A 15,732-nucleotide genomic window follows, 5' to 3' on the forward strand; every position below is an offset into this window, starting at 1 on the left:
GGCCGAGGCCGGCGCCCGCCGCGCCTACCTCGTCTGCGCCTGCGGCGCGGAGCGCTACGGCCTGCCGCTCGCGGAGGCGGCCGGCGTCCTGCCGATGCGCCCCTGCACGCCGGTGCCCGGCGCGGTGCCGGCGCTCCTCGGCCTCGCGGCGGTCTCGGGCCGCATCGTCAGCGTGCTCGACCTCGCCCGCGCGCTGGGCCGTCCCGGTCCGGGCGCCGCCCCCGGCGGCCACCTCGTCGCCCTGCGCACCGGGACGGTGCCCGTCGCCCTCGCGGTCGATCGCGTGATCGGCGTCGTCGAGATCGACGCGGAACCGGCCTCCGCCGGCCCCGAGGCCGACCCGTCGCATCCGCCCTCGGGCGGGATGGGCGCCGCCGCCGTTTCGGGCTATGCCCCCGCCGGGTCCGAGGGCGGCGACTTCGTCGTCCTCGACCTGCCGCGCCTCCTGCGGCGCGCCCTTCCCTGACGCCAGAGGCCGCCCGGCCCCGGAGCAAGCCGCCTTGACCTCGCTGTCGCTCTCGATCGGAAAACGGATCCTGCTCGGCTTCGTCGCCATCACGGTGGTGATCGTCGCCATGGGCCTCTACGCCATCGGCCAGATCGGCGCGGTGCGCGAGGCGACCGACGCGATCGTCGCCCGCGACCTCATGGTGGCGCGCCAGCTCGACGAACTGGCCAACAGGGCGCGCGACATGGGCCTCCAGCGCCGCAACGCGGTGATTGCCGTGCTCTCGCGCGAGACCGACGCGCAGGTGATCAACCGGGCGCTCGACGGCTGGCGCACCGCGGCGGGCGAGGCCGACGCGCTGCTGGCCGCCCTGATCCGCTCCTCGAACAGCTACGCGGAATCGGCCTTCACGCCCGCCCGGGCCGCGATCTGGAAGCGCCTCGCGCTCGGCGCCGCCGACACCGCCAGCCTGTTCCGCCAGCTGCGCACCGCCAGCGAGGCGCAGGTCGCCGCGATCACCGCCCGCGACGCCGCCGCGATCGAGGCGCGCAACCCCGACATCAACGGCATCCAGGAGAGCGTGCTGCGCGGCGTCGAGCAGAACCGCAACGTCCTCGACGAGGGCATCGCCGCGGGCCAGCGCACCGTGCAGGGCATCTACGAGGCGAGCCGCCTGTCGATCCTGGGCACGCTCGCCGCCTGCGCCCTGCTCAGCATCCTCGTGACCATCCTGATCAGCCGGGCCGTGGTCCGGCCGCTGGAGCGGGTGATGGGCTTCGTCGAGCGCGTCGGCTCGGGCGACCTCTCGGGCGAGCTGCCGGCCCAGGGCGGCGACGAGATCGCCCGCCTCAGCCGGACGCTCAACCAGATGGTGGGGGGGCTGGCCGAGCTCGCCCGCACCAACCGGGCCGCGACCGCCGACCTGAACGCGGCGGCCGCCGAGATCCGCGCCTCCGCGCAGGAGCAGGCGGCCTCCGTCGAGGAGCAGTTCGCCGCCGTGCAGGAGACCGCCGCGACGGTCGACGAGATCACCCATTCGGGCGCCCAGATCTCGAAGCGGGCCGGCGAGGTCATCGCCACCGCCCAGGCCACCGCCCAGACCTCCCGCCAAGGCCTGCGGGCGGTGGCCGACACCGCCAAGGCGATGGACGCGATCCGCGAGCAGGCGGAGGCGGTGGCCGGCAACATCGTCGCCCTGTCCGAGAAGACCCAGGTGATCGGCGACATCATCGAGACGGTCAACGACATCTCGGAGCGCACGCACCTGCTGGCGCTCAACGCCGCCATCGAGGCGGCGGCGGCGGGCGAAGGGGGGCGCAGCTTCGCGGTGGTGGCCGCCGAGATGAAGCAGCTCGCCGACCAGGCCAAGGCCGCCACCGTGCAGGTGCGCGGCATCCTCGGCGAGATCCAGCGGGGCATCAACACCTCGGTCATGCTCACCGAGGAGGCGGTCAAGCGCGCCGCCACCGGCAAGGCGCGCTCGGACACGACGCACCGCACGATCGAGGAGATCTCGGCGCGCGTCGAGGAGAACGTCCAGACCTTCCAGCAGATCGTGGCCTCCACCAACCAGCAGCAGCTCGGCATCGAGCAGGTGATGGGCGCGCTCCAGAACATCCGGCAGGCGAGCCAGCAGACGGCGGCCGGCACCCGCGAGGTCGAGGCGGCGTCTGCCAACCTCACGGAGCTGGCCCAGGCCCTGATGGCGCTCGCCGAGCGCTACCGGCACTAGGCCCGGGCTCCCGCCTTGGCCGACATCCGCCAACTCCTGCTCGCCGCCTTCGAGGTCGAGCACCGCGAGCACATCGAGGCGATCCGCGCCGCGCTCGGCGCCGTCGCCTCCGACCGGGCGCCGGACTGGAACGACATCTTCCGCCGGGCCCACAGCCTGAAGGGCGCCTCGCGCGCCGTCGACCTGCCGGCCGTCGAGGCGCTGGCGCACCGTCTGGAGACCCTGTTCGAGCGGGTCAGCACCGGCGCGCCCCTCGGGCGCGAGGCGGCCAACGCGACGCATCTCGCCCTCGACCGGATCGAGGCCTACGTCGCCGCCATCAAGGAGGCGCCGGACGCGGCCATGCCGGGCGACGCGCTGGTCGCGCTCGACCGGTGCCTCGACCCGACCCGGCCGGAGGCGCCCGCGGCGGCCGCCGAGACGCGAGCCGCACCCGCCGCGGCGCCGACCGAGACTCCCGCCCCGGTATCCCGGTCCTCCGCCGGGTCGTCCGCGGAATCCCCGGCCGAGCCCGCGCCGAAGCCCGCGGCTCCGGCCGAGCCGGCGCCGGAGACGGCCCAGACGATCCTGCGCGTGCCGGCCGAGACCGTGGCGGCCCTGTCCCGGGCGAGCCACGACCTCACCGGCGCGCTCGGCGGCGCCCCGGTGGCCGAGGGCCTCGCCCGCATCGCCCGCGCCTGCACCGACCTGCGCCGCCGGGTCGGAGGCTTGGCGGGGGTGGCACAGGCCGCCGACGAGGCCTCCGTCGAGACCGCCAGGGCGGAGCTGCGCGGCCTCGACACGGCGCTCGCGGCGCTGGCCCGCGAGGCCGGCGACCTCGCCCGCCGCCACGCCGCCGCCGCCGCGACCCTCGACGGGGCCGCCGCCCGGGTGCGCGCGGAGGCCGAGCGGCTCGCCCTCGTCCCGGCCGAGACCGTGCTCGGCCTCCTTGCCCGGACCCTGCGCGAGACCGCGCGCGAGCAGGGCCGCGACGTCGCGGTCACCTCCCGCGGCCTCGACGTGCCGGTCGATCGCGCCGTGCTGCAGAGCCTCAAGGACCCGGTCCTGCACGCCCTGCGCAATGCCCTGAGCCACGGTTGGGAGCCGCCGGAGGTCCGCGCCGCCGCGGGCAAGCCCGAGGCGCTGCAGATCGGCCTGGAGGTGGCGCTCCGGGGCGGCCGGCTCCTCGTGACGGTCTGGGACGACGGGCGGGGCCCGGACCTCGCGGCGATCGCCGCCCAGGGCCGCCGTCGCGGCCTCCTCGCTGACGGCGAGGCGCCGGAGCCCGACGCGCTCCTCGCCCTGGTCTTCGAGCCGGGCTTCTCGACGGCGGCCAGCGTCGACACCCTGGCGGGGCGCGGCTTCGGCCTCTCGGTCGTGGCGGATGCCGCCCGTGCCCTCCAGGGCGGCGTGCGCCTCGCGCCCCGCGCCCCGCACGGCAGCCAGCTCGTGCTGAGCCTGCCGCTCGCCGCCTCCCGGCGCAGCCTGCTCCTCGTCGAGGCGGCGGGCGCCACCTACGCCCTGCCGGGCGCGGGCGTGGCGCGCCTGCTGCGGGTCGAGCGCGCCGGCCTGCCCCACGCCATGGGGCGCCCCGTGCTGCGCGTGGCGGACGCGGAGGGCGAGGCGGAGGCGAGCCTGCCGGTGGCGGTGCTCTCCGACCTGCTCGGCCTGCCGGCGGCCGCGCCCGCCCAGACCCTCACCGCGGTGCTGCTGCGGGCGGGCGGCGCCCGCCTCGCCCTCGCGGTCGAGCGGCTGCACGACGTGCGCACGCTCCTCGTCCTGCCGGTGCCGCCGGTGGGCGCCGACCCCGACCTCGTCGCCGGCACCGCGATCCTGCCCGGCGACGTGCCGGTGCTGGTGCTGGACCCGGAGGGGCTGGCCGCCCGCGCGGACGGCGCCCCCGCCGGGCGGGATGGCGGATCCGCGACCGAAGGGGACAGCGCGGCCGTCGGAACCGGGCCGGAATCGCGACGTTCGATGGTGCGCGCGACGATTCTCGTCGTCGATGATTCCATCACCACCCGCACCCTGGAGAAAGGCATCTTGGAAGCGGCCGGCTACCGCGTGGTCGTCTGCGTGGACGGACAGGACGCCCTCGACCGGCTGCGCGCCGAGATCGAGCCGGTCGATCTCGTCCTCGCCGACGTGGAGATGCCCCGCCTCGACGGGTTCGGCCTGCTGCGGGCGCTCAGGGCGGACGAGCGCTTCCGCCGCCTGCCGGCCGTGCTGATGACCTCGCGCGGCGACCCCGAGGACGTCGCCCGCGGCCTCGAACTCGGCGCCGACGCCTACCTGACCAAGCAGGCGTTCGACCAGCGCGGGCTCCTCGACACGATCGGGCGCCTGCTGTGAGCGGGGCCGCCGGGGCGCCGCAGGGCGGGCGCGTGCGGGTGATGCTGGTCGAGGACAGCCTCGTGGTGCGCGAGCTCCTGCGCCACATCGTCTCCCGCGACCCGCGCCTGGAGATCGTCGCCGCCGTCTCCTCCGGCGAGGAGGCGCTGACGATGATCGACGTCGTGCGCCCCGACGTGATCTCGATGGACATCCGGCTCCCCGGCATCGACGGGCTGGAGACCACCCGGCGCATCATGACCGAGCACCCGACGCCGATCGTCGTGGTGGCCGACGCGGTCGAGGATTCCTCGCTGCGCATCTCGATGAACGCGCTGCGCGCCGGTGCCCTCTCGGTCGTCGAGAAGCCGGTGGCGACCACGAACGCGGGCTACGAGGGCGTCGCGGGCGAGATCTGCACGCAGCTCCGGATCATGGCTCAGGTTCCGGTGATCCGGCGCCGGCCGATCGGGACCGAGTGGGCCGGGCGCGGGCCGGCCGCGCGCCCAAGCGCCGCGACGGCCGGCCTGCAGGCGCCGACGGTGCTCGGTATCGCGGCCTCGACCGGCGGGCCCCCGGCGCTCGCCCGGGTGCTCGGTGCGCTCCCCGCCGACTTCCCCCTCCCCGTCCTCCTCGTCCAGCACATGGGCGCGGCCTTCATGGAGGGCTTCGCGAGCTGGCTCGACGGCGTCGTGCCGATGGCGGTCGGCATCGCCCGCGACGGCGAGCAGGCCAGGGCGGGCCGGGTCTACGTGGCGCCCGGCGACCGCCACCTCGAACTCGGCCCCAACCGGAGCCTTCGCATCCTCGATACCGCCCCGGTCTCGGGCCAGCGCCCGGCCGCGACCGTGCTGTTTCGCGCGATGGCCCGGCAATGCGGCGCCTCCGGCATCGGCGTGCTGCTCACCGGCATGGGCGAGGACGGGGCGCTCGGCCTCCTCGACATGCAGGCGGCCGGCGCCCAGACCATCGCCGAGCACGAGAGCACCGCGGTCGTCTACGGCATGCCGGCGGCCGCGGTGCGGCTCGGCGCGGCCCGCAGCGTGCTGCCCCTCGACCGGGTCGCGGGCCAGATCCTGCGCCTCGTCGATCCCGAGGCCGCCCCGTGAGCGTCCCCGTGAGTGCTTCGCCCGAGGCGGCCCCCGAGCCAGGGCCCGCTCCCCACATCCTCCTGGTGGAGGATTCGGAGACGCAGGCGCTGGAGCTGCGCCTCCTTCTCGAACAGAACGGCTTCGCGGTCGCGCGGGCGGCGACGGCGGAGGCGGCCCTCGACCATCTCAATCGCGAGCTGCCCGACCTCGTGGTGGCCGACTACCACCTGCCGGGCATGAACGGCGACGAGCTGACCCGGCAGATGCGCCTGTCGCTGCGCACCCGGGCCCTGCCGCTGCTGATGCTGACCGGCGCCCGCGAGGGCGAGCGCCAGGGCCTGGAGAGCGGCGCCGACGCCTACGTCGCCAAGTCCGACGACCGCGACCTCCTGGTGCTGCGCATCCGCGCGCTGCTGCGCGAGCGCGGCAAGTCCGCGAGCGCCAAGTCCGTGACCGGCAAGTCCGCGACCGGGGAGGCCGTGGCCGGCGAGGCCCCGGGCGCCGCCGGGTTCCGCCGCGGGCGCGTCCTCGTCATCGACGGGAGCGCGACCTACCGCACCTTCCTCGCCGGCCTGCTCGGCCAGGAGGGCCACGCCGTGACCACGGCGGACGGGCCGGCGGACGCGCTCGCCGCCCTCGACCAGGAGGGCGAGCCCTTCGACTGCGTCACCCTCGACCTGCTGAGCCCGTCCTATGACGGGCTGGAGCTGTGCCGGGCGGTCGATGCGCGCCGCACCACCCGGGCGGACGGGGCGGGCTTCCACCTCGTCGGCATCTCGGGCTCGACCCCGGCCAAGGATTTTCTCGTCCGCGCCTACGCGGCCGGCGCCGACGACGTGGTGGCGAAATCCGACGCGGAGGTGCTGGCGCTCCGGGTGCGCGGCCTCGTGCGCCGCCGCCTGCTGGAGGAGGACGACCGCCGCATCGCCGGCGCCTTCGGGGCCCGCGAGCGCGCCGTGGAGCGCGCCCGCGCCGAGGCCGAGGCGGCGGAAGCCCGCGCCAGCCTCGCCGACGCGCTGGAACAGGCCAACACCGACCTCGCCACGGCCAACCGCCGGCTGACCGAGGCGCAGGCCAAGCTCGTCCAGGCCGCCAAGATGGCCTCGCTCGGCGAGCTGGTCGCGGGCATCGCCCACGAGATCAACAACCCGCTGGCCTTCATCCTGGCCCACCAGGGCACGGTCGAGCGCCTGCTCGGCGAGCTGCCCGCGCCCGCCGACGAGCGCGGCGCGCGGGGCCTCGCCAAGGCTCGCGACCGGGTCGGCGCCATGCGGATGGGCCTGACCCGGATCCAGGATCTCGTCCTCAACCTGCGCAAGTTCTCGCGCCTCGACGAGGGCGAGCGGGCGCTCGTCAACGTGCCGGAGGCGATCGAGACCGTGCTGGCGCTGATCCAGCACAAGCTCGGGACCGGCATCGGCGTGGAGCGCGACTTCGCCGGGCGGGCCGAGATCCGCTGCACCCCGGCGCTGCTCAACCAAGTGGTGATGAACATCCTCTCCAACGCCGCCGACGCGATGCCGGAGGGCGGCACCATCCGGATCGCCACCCAGTCGAGCGAGGAGACCGACGAGATCCGCATCAGCGACACCGGCCCCGGCATCCCGGAGGGCTTGCGCGAGAAGATCTTCGAGCCCTTCTTCACCACGAAGCCCGTCGGGTCCGGCACCGGACTCGGCCTCGCGATTGCCTACAGCGTCGTTCAGGCGCATAGCGGCGTCCTCAGCGTGGAGACGGCCCCCGGGGGTGGTGCCTGCTTCGTGATCGGGATCCCGCGGCAGGCTGTGGACGCATGACGCACGGTATCCAGGACGGTTTGCGAGAGAACGGGGTGGGTTTGGCGGCGAGCCGCGGCACGATCCTGGCCGTCGATGACGAGCCGGACATCCTGATCGCCCTCGAGGACCTCTTCGAGGACGATTACCGGGTCCTCACCAGCCCCAAGCCTGCCGAGGCGCTGGAGATCCTGCGGGCCGAGCCGGACATCGCCGTCGTGATCTCGGACCAGCGCATGCCGGGCATGACCGGCGACGCGCTGCTGGCCGAGGCCCGCACCTTCCACGACGCCCAGGCGATCCTCCTCACCGGGTACGCCGACATCACGGCCGTGATCGCCGCGCTCAACCGCGGCGGCATCATCGGCTACGTCACCAAGCCCTGGGACGCGGGGCTCCTGCGCGGCACGGTCCGCACCGCCTTCGAGCGCCACAGCCTCGGGCGGGAGCTCGCCACCGAGCGCGCCCTGCTGCGCGGCCTCCTCGACCACGCCGAGGAGGCGATCTCCTTCAAGGACGCAGGCGGCCGCTTCGTGCGCCTCAACGCCCGCAAGGCGGCGCTGCTCGGACGCTCCGTCGCCGACAGCCTGGGACAGCGCGAGGCGGACCTCGCGCCCGTCGCGCCCGAGAGCGCGGCCGCGGACGCGGCCGCGATCCGCTCCGGCGAGGTCGGCAACGCCCTCGTCTCGGAGGGGCCGCCCGGGGTCGAGCGCTGGACGCAGGTGGTGCGCGTGCCGATCCGCGACGCGGCGGGCGCGGTCGCCCACCTCGCCACGATCGAGCGCGACGTCACCGAGCAGAAGAGCCTGGAGGCGCGCCTGCGCCAGTCCGACAAGATGCAGGCGCTCGGCACGCTCGCCGGCGGCATCGCGCACGATTTCAACAACCTGCTGACCGCCATCCTCGGCAGCCTGGAACTCGCCGTGCCGAAGGTGGAGGGCCAGCCCCGCGTCCAGCGCCTGATCGAGAACGCCCGGGGCGCGGCCGAGCGCGGCGCCTCGCTGACCAAGCGCCTCCTCAGCTTCAGCCGCACCCACGACCTGCACGCCCGCGCCACCGACGTGAACGCGCTGATCGCCGGCATGAGCGACCTGTTCGGGCGCAGCCTCGGCGGGCTGGTCAGCGTGCGGACCGACCTCGCCCCGGACCTGCCGCCCGCGCAGGTCGATCCCGACCAGCTCGAACTCGCGGTGCTCAACCTCTGCATCAACGCCCGTGACGCGATGCCCGACGGCGGCGCCATCGTGATCGCCACGGACCGCCTGCACATCGCCGACGACCCCGATCTCGCCCCCGGCCCCTACGTGCGGGTGAGCGTGACGGACGAGGGCAGCGGCATTCCCCCCGAGATCCTGAAGCGGGTCTGCGAGCCCTTCTTCACCACCAAGGCGGTCGGCCAGGGCACGGGGCTCGGCCTCGCCATGGTGTTCGGCCTCGCCCAGCAATCGAAGGGCCGCTTCAGCATCGAGAGCACGGTCGGGCGCGGCACGCGCGTGGAACTCGCCCTGCCCTGCGCCGAGGCCGCGCCCCGGGCCGCGACGGTGGAGGAAGCCGACGTGCCGGTGGCGAGCCGCCCCGCACGCGTCCTCGTGGTCGACGACGACCCGGAGGTACGCCACGTCACCGCCTCCTTCATCCGCCGCTTCGGCTACCGCGAGGTCGAGGCCGAGAGCGGCGCGGCGGCGGTCGGGATCCTGGAGCGCGAGACCTTCGACCTCGTGGTGGCCGATCTCGCCATGCCGGGCATGAGCGGCGTCGATCTGGCGAACCTCGTGCGTACGCGCTGGCCGGACCTGCCGCTCCTGATCCTCACCGGCCACGCCGAGGCCGTCGAGATCCCCGAGGACCTGCCGGTCCTGGCCAAGCCCTTCCAGTCGGCGGAGCTGGCGCGGCGGGTGTCGGCGCTGCTGGATTGAGGCTCGGGCGGGCGCTGCTCAGCCGCGCTCCGCCAGATCGATCGCGTCCCTCAGCACGCGGCGACCGACCGGGAAGGCCTCGGCGATCAGATCGGCGGCGTGCGCGGTCGGGATGATGCTGTGGGCGAGCGTGTCGCTGTTCCGGCGGGCCTGGTGCTCCAGCGATTCGAGCGTGCGCTCCAGCGCGTCGGGAACCTCGCGCGCCATCACCTCCGCGAGAGCGGGCCGCGCCCGCGCCGCGGCGGCCAGATCGAACACGTCGCGGGCCGTGAAGCGGGCCGAGCGGAAGCGGATCTTCTTCACCAGGATCTCTTCGGGCGTCTCCACCGGAATGCGGCCCGCCCCGTGATCCATCCAGGCGTAGCCCGGCTCCGTCTGGAGGACGACCGACAGGAAGTCGATCTCGCCCTCTGGCCGCTCGTACTTCAGGTAATGGCCTGGCCACTGGTAGGTGCCGGAGATGCGCGCCGCGGCCGGGTTCTGCTGCGGCGTGAAGCGCTTCAGGGGCACGCCCGGCACGAACAGGTCCACGTCGTAGCTGATCCGGTGGTCGATCCAGAGTGCGAGCGCCGTACCGCGGCCGAGGGTCCAGGGCGCGGGCCGCGTCTCGTCGGTCCCGGGGCCGAAGACGTGGTCGAGCGCCGGCAGCGCGAGATCGAGCAGCCGGCGCCACTGCGGGTCAGGCGCGCTCATCGAGCCAGAGCCGCGTGGGGTGATCCGGCGGGAGGCAGCGACGGGCCCCCCTCGCGAGGGCCCCGTAGGTGACAGCGCCGCTGCGGGCGAGGTCGCTGATCGTCTCGACCTCCACCTCGTCGAAGAAGGCGTAGAGATGCTCCGCGCCCGCCTTGTCGGGAGCGCCCAGCGCCGACAGCAGGGTCTCGGTATCGATCGGATCCGGGACCGAGGCATTGATGTGCCGCACAGCCAGAGCCAGCGGCCGTTCCGCGTCGCGCGGCAGAGCTGTCGGCATGGGCGCCTCCCGGGACGTGGTCCCCGACCATCCTGCACCGGCCCGCGCCCGAAATGAAGAAGGCGGCCCCGAGGGACCGCCTTCCGCGAGAGACCGTTGATGCCGGACCGGCTCAGGCCGCGTCGGCAACCTGCTGGCTCGGGCCCGAATCCTTGCCGCGGGCATCGACGTCGCGATCGACGAACTCGATCACGGCCATCGGGGCGTTGTCGCCGTGGCGGAAGCCCGCCTTCATGATGCGGCAGTAGCCGCCCGGGCGACCCTGGTAGCGCGGGCCCAGCACCGTGAAGAGCTTCTTGACCATGTCGGCGTCGCGCAGCTGCGCCATCGCCAGGCGGCGGGTGTGGACGCTGTCGGTGCGGCCGAGCGAGATCAGCTTCTCGACGACCGGGCGCAGGTCCTTCGCCTTCGGCAGGGTGGTGATGATCTGCTCGTGCTTGATCAGCGCGGCGGACATGTTGGCGAACATCGCCTTGCGATGCTCGGCCGTGCGGTTGAAGCGGCGACCGCGGTAACCGTGACGCATGGTGCTGGCCTTTCCGTATGCTGCCGGCCGCCGTGCCAAGGAACGGCCGGTGCCTCCTCAGGAGGCGTCTTCGTTCTCCGCTTGACCCCGCGGCGGGAATTTTTGGGTGGGGCGTCCCGGCTTCGCTGGGACGCCGCCGTCGCGGTGCTGCCGCCCGGCTCAAGCCAGGGCGGCCGCGCGCCCTAGTAATGCTCCTCGAAGCGCTTGGCGAGGTCCTCGATGTTCTCCGGCGGCCAGCCGGGGATGTCCATGCCGAGGTGCAGGCCCATGCCGGCGAGCACTTCCTTGATCTCGTTGAGCGACTTGCGGCCGAAGTTCGGCGTGCGCAGCATCTCGCCCTCGGACTTCTGGATGAGGTCGCCGATATAGACGATGTTGTCGTTCTTCAGGCAGTTCGCCGAGCGGACCGAGAGCTCCAGCTCGTCCACCTTCTTGAGCAGGGCCGGGTTGAAGGGCAGCTGCGGCGCGAGCGGGGCGGCCTCTTCCTTGCGCGGATCCTCGAAGTTCACGAAGACCTGCAGCTGGTCCTGGATGATGCGCGCGGCGTAGGCCAGCGCGTCCTCCGGCGAGACCGCGCCGTTGGTCTCGACCGTCATGGTCAGCTTGTCCTTGTCGAGATCCTGGCCCTCGCGGGTGTTCTCGACGCGGTAGGAGACCTTGGTGACGGGGGAGAACAGCGAGTCGACCGGGATCAGGCCGATCGGCGCGTCCTCGGGGCGGTTGCGCTCGGCCGGGACGTAGCCCTTGCCGGTGGCGACCGTGAACTCCATGCGGATCTCGGCGCCGTCGTCCAGCGTGCAGATCACGAGGTCGGGGTTCAGCACCTGCACGTCGCCGGTGACCGCGATGTCGCCGGCCGTGACGAGGCCGGGGCCCGTCTTGCGCAGGGTCATGCGCTTCGGGGTGTCCGACTGCGAGCGGATCGCGATCGTCTTGATGTTCAGGACGATGTCGGTGACGTCCTCGCGCACGCCCGGGATCGAGGAGAACTCGTGCAGCACGCCGTCGATCTGCACGGCGGTGACGGCCGCGCCCTGCAGCGAGGAGAGCAGCACGCGGCGGAGCGAGTTGCCGAGGGTGGTGCCGAAGCCGCGCTCCAGCGGCTCGGCCACGACGGTGGCGACGCGCTTCGGGTCGTCGCCGGTCGTCACCTGCAGCTTGTTCGGCTTGATCAGCTCTTGCCAGTTCTTCTGAATGACCACGGTCCTACCTCTCGCCTCTCACGCGTGCCGCCCGGAGGCGTCTCGCGTTTCGGCCGGCCCGCCTGGCTGCCCCCGCCCGCGGAACCGGTCCCTGAATGAAACCTATTGTGCGGCGACCCAGAGCTCCGGCACGAAGCTGTAGGCCGCCCCGTCCCGCGCCACGTAGCCGAGCGCCGGGAATTCGAGGTGGTTGCCGGCGATGAAGCTCCGGTCGTTCGCCACCATGTCGAGCACGCGCTTGCGGGTCTCGCGCGCCTGCTCGACATCGACGTCGAAGACCATGCCGGCCTCCGGCTGCTTGAACTGGATCGCGGGCAGATGCACCACGTCGGTCCAGCTGAACAGGCTCTTGTCCCCGGAAACGATCCGGAAGCCCGTGTGCCCCGGCGTGTGGCCGGGCAGGTGCACGGCCTCGATGCCGGGCAGAACCTCGCCGCCCCGGTGGTAGCGCAGGCGGCCGCCGTAGGGCGCCACCGCGTTCCGGGCGTTCTCGAAATAGGACTTGGCACCCTCCGGCGCGCGGGCCAGCGCGTCCTCGCCGAGCCAGTGCGCCGCCTCGTCGGTGTGCAGCACGATCTCGGCGTTCGGGTAGCGCCCCTGCCCCCGCTCGTCGATCAGCCCGCCGACATGGTCGGGATGCAGGTGCGAGACCAGCACCGTACCGATCTCCTCCGGCCGGACCCCCGCGAATGCCAAAGCTGCGGGCACATGGCCGAGCGTGGGACCGCCGAGGCTGCCCATGCCAGCGTCGATCAGGACGGGCTTGCGGCCCGGGCCCGTGATCAGGAAGGCGTTGAGCGTGATGCGCGGGTCCTGGGCGCGAAAGCCGGCGGCCTGGAGGCTGCCGGCCTCTTCCTTGGAGATGCCCGCGACCAGATCGAGGGAGCCCTGCAGGTACCCGTCGTTGAGGACCGTGACCGTGAGGTCGCCGACCGGCCAACGCAGGGCGCCTGGAAGTGCCTTCGAGCTGTCCGTCACGCAGATCTCCCCGTTCGCATGCACTCGTGGGCGGCGCCGTCGAGACGACCCCGCCCTGTGGCACGGCCCCGCGACGGGGCCGTGTCGGTCGCACGATCAGACGCGACGGCGCTTGCGCGGACGGCAGCCGTTATGCGGGATCGAGGTCACGTCGCGGATCGAGGTGACGGTGAAGCCCGCGGCCTGAAGGGCGCGCAGCGCCGACTCGCGGCCCGAACCGGGGCCCGAGACCTCGACTTCGAGGGTGCGCATGCCGTGCTCGGCGGCCTTGCGGGCGGCGTCCTCGGCGGCGACCTGCGCGGCGTACGGCGTCGACTTGCGCGAGCCCTTGAAGCCCATCGCGCCCGACGAGGACCACGAGATCGTGTTGCCCTGCGCGTCGGTGATGGTCACCATCGTGTTGTTGAACGAGGCGTTCACGTGCGCGACGCCCGAGACGATGTTCTTGCGCTCGCGGCGGCGGACGCGTTGCGGTTCCTTGGCCATAATCTGCTCGTCTGTCCTTCAGGCACGCCCGTAATGCCAGGCGCTCGGGATTCTTTTGGGATGTCGGCGGCGCGCCTCTTGAGAACCGCGGCGCCTGTCCGGGGCCGCAGAGGGACACCCGTACGACGGAGAGGAGGCCGAGCGCAGCACGGCCTCCCAAGTCCGAAAACCTTACTTCTTCTTGCCGGCGATCGGCTTCGCCTTGCCCTTGCGGGTGCGGGCGTTGGTGTGGGTGCGCTGGCCGCGGACGGGCAGCTGCTTGCGGTGACGGAGGCCGCGGTAGCAGGCCAGGTCCATCAGGCGCTTGATGTTCATCGAGACTTCGCGGCGCAGGTCGCCCTCGACGATGTAGTCGCGGTCGATCGTCTCGCGGATCTGGAGCACCTCGGCGTCGGTGAGCTGGTTCACGCGGCGCTCCGCCGGGATGCCGACCTTGCCGGTGATCTCCTCGGCCTTCTTGGGGCCGATGCCGTGGATGTACTGCAGCGCGATGACGACGCGCTTGCCGGTCGGGATGTTGACGCCTGCGATACGGGCCAAGATACACTCCATCGCCGAACCGTGCGGTCCGGTCTTTCTGATTGCCGCGCGTCCGGTGGAGTCCGGCCCCTGCGCGCCCGTCGAACGACGACACGGCCCGCGGCCGCCCGATCAGGGCACCTCGAGCCACGTTTCGAATGGACGAAGACCGGCCTGCTAGCGCGGGCCGGTCCTCCTGTCAACAGCAGTTGTGGACGGAAACGCGATCAGGCCCCCGCCGTCTCGGCGTGGGGCTCGAGGATCGTCATCAGCGCGGCCGTGACCGTGTCGATCGGCTGCATGCCGTCGATCGTCTCCAGCTTGCCGGCCTGGGCGTAGTAGTCGGAGAGCGGCGCCGTCTGGGCCCGGTAGGCTTCCAGGCGGGACTTGAACACCTCGGGCGTGTCGTCCTTGCGCACCGGCAGGCCCTTGGCGGCGGTCTCGGCAGCCCGCGTGGCGATGCGGCCGACCAGCGCGTCCTCGTCCACCTTCAGCTCGACCACGGTCGAGAGCGCGATGCCCTTCTGCTCCAGCATGGCGTCGAGGGCCTTGGCCTGCTCGACGGTGCGCGGGAAGCCGTCGAGGATGAAGCCGCGCCGCGCGTCCGCCTCCTCGATCCGGTCGGCCACGATGCCGACGACGATCTGATCGGAGACGAGGCCGCCCGATTCCATCACGGCCTTCGCCTCGAGGCCCACCGGCGTGCCGGCGGCCACCGCGGCGCGCAGCATGTCGCCGGTCGAGAGCTGGGGGATGCCGAAACGTGCCACGATCCGCTCGGACTGGGTGCCCTTCCCCGCGCCGGGCGGTCCGAGCAGAATGATGCGCATGGCCGTGTGTCCTCGTCCTTGTCCGCTCTGGCAGCGGCTTCCGGGGCGATGGCGAAGCCTCCCCGGCATCGCCTTGGGTGGTGGGTTTGTAGCCGGGTTCTACCGCGGAGGGCAGCCGGACCAAAGACGGGGAGCGTGCATTCTCCCCGTCCTGTTCCGCGTCTCAGCGCCGGCGCTGCGTGGTCGAGGCGCCGCGCAGCTTGGCCTTCTTCACCAGCCCCTCGTACTGGTGCGCCATCAGGTGCCCGTGGATCTGGGCCACCGTGTCCATCGTCACCGAGACCACGATGAGGAGCGAGGTGCCGCCGAAGGCGAGGCTCTGCGAGGAGAGCGCCATCGCCAGGATCTCGGGCGCGAGGCAGACGAAGGTCAGGTAGAGCGCGCCGATCACCGTGATGCGGGTGAGCACCTTGTCGATGAAGGCCGCGGTGCGCTCGCCCGGACGGATGCCCGGGATGAAGCCGCCATGCTTCTTCAGGTTGTCGGCCGTCTCCTGCGGGTTGAAGACCACCGCCGTGTAGAAGAACGTGAAGAAGATGATCAGCGCCGCGTAGAGCAGCATGTAGACCGGCTGGCCGTGGCCGAGCAGCGTGGTCAGCGTGCCGAGGAAGCCGGACGAGCCCTGGTTCGCCGAGAAGCTCGCCACGGTCGCCGGCAGCAGCAGCAGCGAGGAGGCGAAGATCGGCGGGATCACGCCCGAGGTGTTGAGCTTGAGCGGCAGGAACGAGGTCTGGCCCTCGTACATGCGGTTGCCGACCTGACGCTTCGGGTAGTTGATCAGGACGCGGCGCTGGGCGCGCTCCATGAACACGATGAAGTAGATCAGCGCGACGGCGCCGACCGCCGAGCCGAGCAGCGTGGCGGGCGACATGGCGCCGGTGCGGCTGAGTTCGAGCGCGCCCGCGATCGCCACCGGCAGGTGGGCCACGATACCGGCGAAGATGATGAG

The 15,732-nt window shown here is 72.9% G+C and carries 15 protein-coding genes; 6 read left to right on the forward strand and 9 right to left on the reverse strand.

Features of this window, described 5'->3' with window-relative positions; genetic code table 11:
- From AX737_RS37615 to AX737_RS37640, 6 genes are all read left to right on the forward strand, one after another.
- Positions 1–466, forward strand: a 466-nt coding sequence (locus tag AX737_RS37615) for a chemotaxis protein CheW (protein ID WP_066917979.1), incomplete at its 5' end; no start/stop codon positions are given.
- Between the two features lie 43 nt (positions 467–509).
- A complete protein-coding gene (locus AX737_RS37620; RefSeq protein WP_082772788.1) occupies positions 510–2,180 on the forward strand; it encodes a methyl-accepting chemotaxis protein in 1,671 nt (556 codons plus the stop codon).
- Between the two features lie 15 nt (positions 2,181–2,195).
- Positions 2,196–4,511 carry a response regulator gene (locus AX737_RS37625; protein ID WP_066917981.1) on the forward strand — a complete coding sequence of 772 codons (2,316 nt, stop codon included), beginning with the start codon at positions 2,196–2,198 and terminating at the stop codon, positions 4,509–4,511.
- Positions 4,512–4,552: 41 nt separating this feature from the next.
- Positions 4,553–5,599: a chemotaxis-specific protein-glutamate methyltransferase CheB gene (gene cheB, locus AX737_RS37630; protein WP_066917999.1), complete on the forward strand. Its 1,047-nt coding sequence runs from the start codon at positions 4,553–4,555 to the stop codon at positions 5,597–5,599.
- Complete coding sequence (locus tag AX737_RS37635; RefSeq protein ID WP_238229616.1) at positions 5,596–7,377, forward strand: response regulator; 1,782 nt, start codon at positions 5,596–5,598, stop codon at positions 7,375–7,377. Before cheB ends, AX737_RS37635 begins: the two co-directional genes overlap by 4 nt.
- Positions 7,374–9,272: a response regulator gene (locus tag AX737_RS37640; RefSeq protein ID WP_066917984.1), complete on the forward strand. Its 1,899-nt coding sequence runs from the start codon at positions 7,374–7,376 to the stop codon at positions 9,270–9,272. Before AX737_RS37635 ends, AX737_RS37640 begins: the two co-directional genes overlap by 4 nt.
- 18 nt (positions 9,273–9,290) lie before the next feature.
- On the opposite strand, the gene AX737_RS37645 is transcribed toward AX737_RS37640, so the two are convergent.
- From AX737_RS37645 to AX737_RS37685, 9 genes are all read right to left on the reverse strand, one after another.
- Complete coding sequence (locus AX737_RS37645; protein ID WP_066917985.1) at positions 9,291–9,965, reverse strand: nucleotidyl transferase AbiEii/AbiGii toxin family protein; 675 nt, start codon at positions 9,963–9,965, stop codon at positions 9,291–9,293.
- On the reverse strand, positions 9,952–10,242 hold the full coding sequence (locus tag AX737_RS37650; RefSeq protein WP_066917986.1) for a hypothetical protein: 291 nt from the start codon (positions 10,240–10,242) through the stop codon (positions 9,952–9,954). The genes AX737_RS37645 and AX737_RS37650 overlap by 14 nt, the downstream gene beginning before the upstream one ends.
- 112 nt (positions 10,243–10,354) lie before the next feature.
- Positions 10,355–10,768: a 50S ribosomal protein L17 gene (rplQ, locus tag AX737_RS37655; protein WP_066917987.1), complete on the reverse strand. Its 414-nt coding sequence runs from the start codon at positions 10,766–10,768 to the stop codon at positions 10,355–10,357.
- Between the two features lie 182 nt (positions 10,769–10,950).
- Complete coding sequence (locus AX737_RS37660) at positions 10,951–11,970, reverse strand: DNA-directed RNA polymerase subunit alpha (RefSeq protein WP_066917989.1); 1,020 nt, start codon at positions 11,968–11,970, stop codon at positions 10,951–10,953.
- A 102-nt stretch (positions 11,971–12,072) separates the two neighbouring features.
- Positions 12,073–12,948, reverse strand: coding sequence for an MBL fold metallo-hydrolase (locus AX737_RS37665; protein ID WP_066918002.1), 876 nt, complete (start codon positions 12,946–12,948; stop codon positions 12,073–12,075).
- 96 nt (positions 12,949–13,044) lie between these two features.
- Positions 13,045–13,434 carry a 30S ribosomal protein S11 gene (gene rpsK / locus AX737_RS37670; protein WP_066917992.1) on the reverse strand — a complete coding sequence of 130 codons (390 nt, stop codon included), beginning with the start codon at positions 13,432–13,434 and terminating at the stop codon, positions 13,045–13,047.
- 171 nt (positions 13,435–13,605) lie between these two features.
- Positions 13,606–13,974 (reverse strand): 30S ribosomal protein S13, encoded by a 369-nt coding sequence (gene rpsM / locus AX737_RS37675; RefSeq protein WP_066917993.1) that lies wholly within the window; start codon positions 13,972–13,974, stop codon positions 13,606–13,608.
- 206 nt (positions 13,975–14,180) lie between these two features.
- Positions 14,181–14,783 carry an adenylate kinase gene (locus tag AX737_RS37680; protein WP_066917994.1) on the reverse strand — a complete coding sequence of 201 codons (603 nt, stop codon included), beginning with the start codon at positions 14,781–14,783 and terminating at the stop codon, positions 14,181–14,183.
- A 163-nt stretch (positions 14,784–14,946) separates the two neighbouring features.
- Positions 14,947–15,732 (reverse strand): preprotein translocase subunit SecY (locus AX737_RS37685; protein WP_197430383.1); only part of this gene is annotated, 786 nt, incomplete at its 5' end.

The organism is Methylobacterium sp. CCH5-D2, from assembly GCF_001556475.1.
GTDB lineage: Bacteria > Pseudomonadota > Alphaproteobacteria > Rhizobiales > Beijerinckiaceae > Methylobacterium > Methylobacterium hispanicum.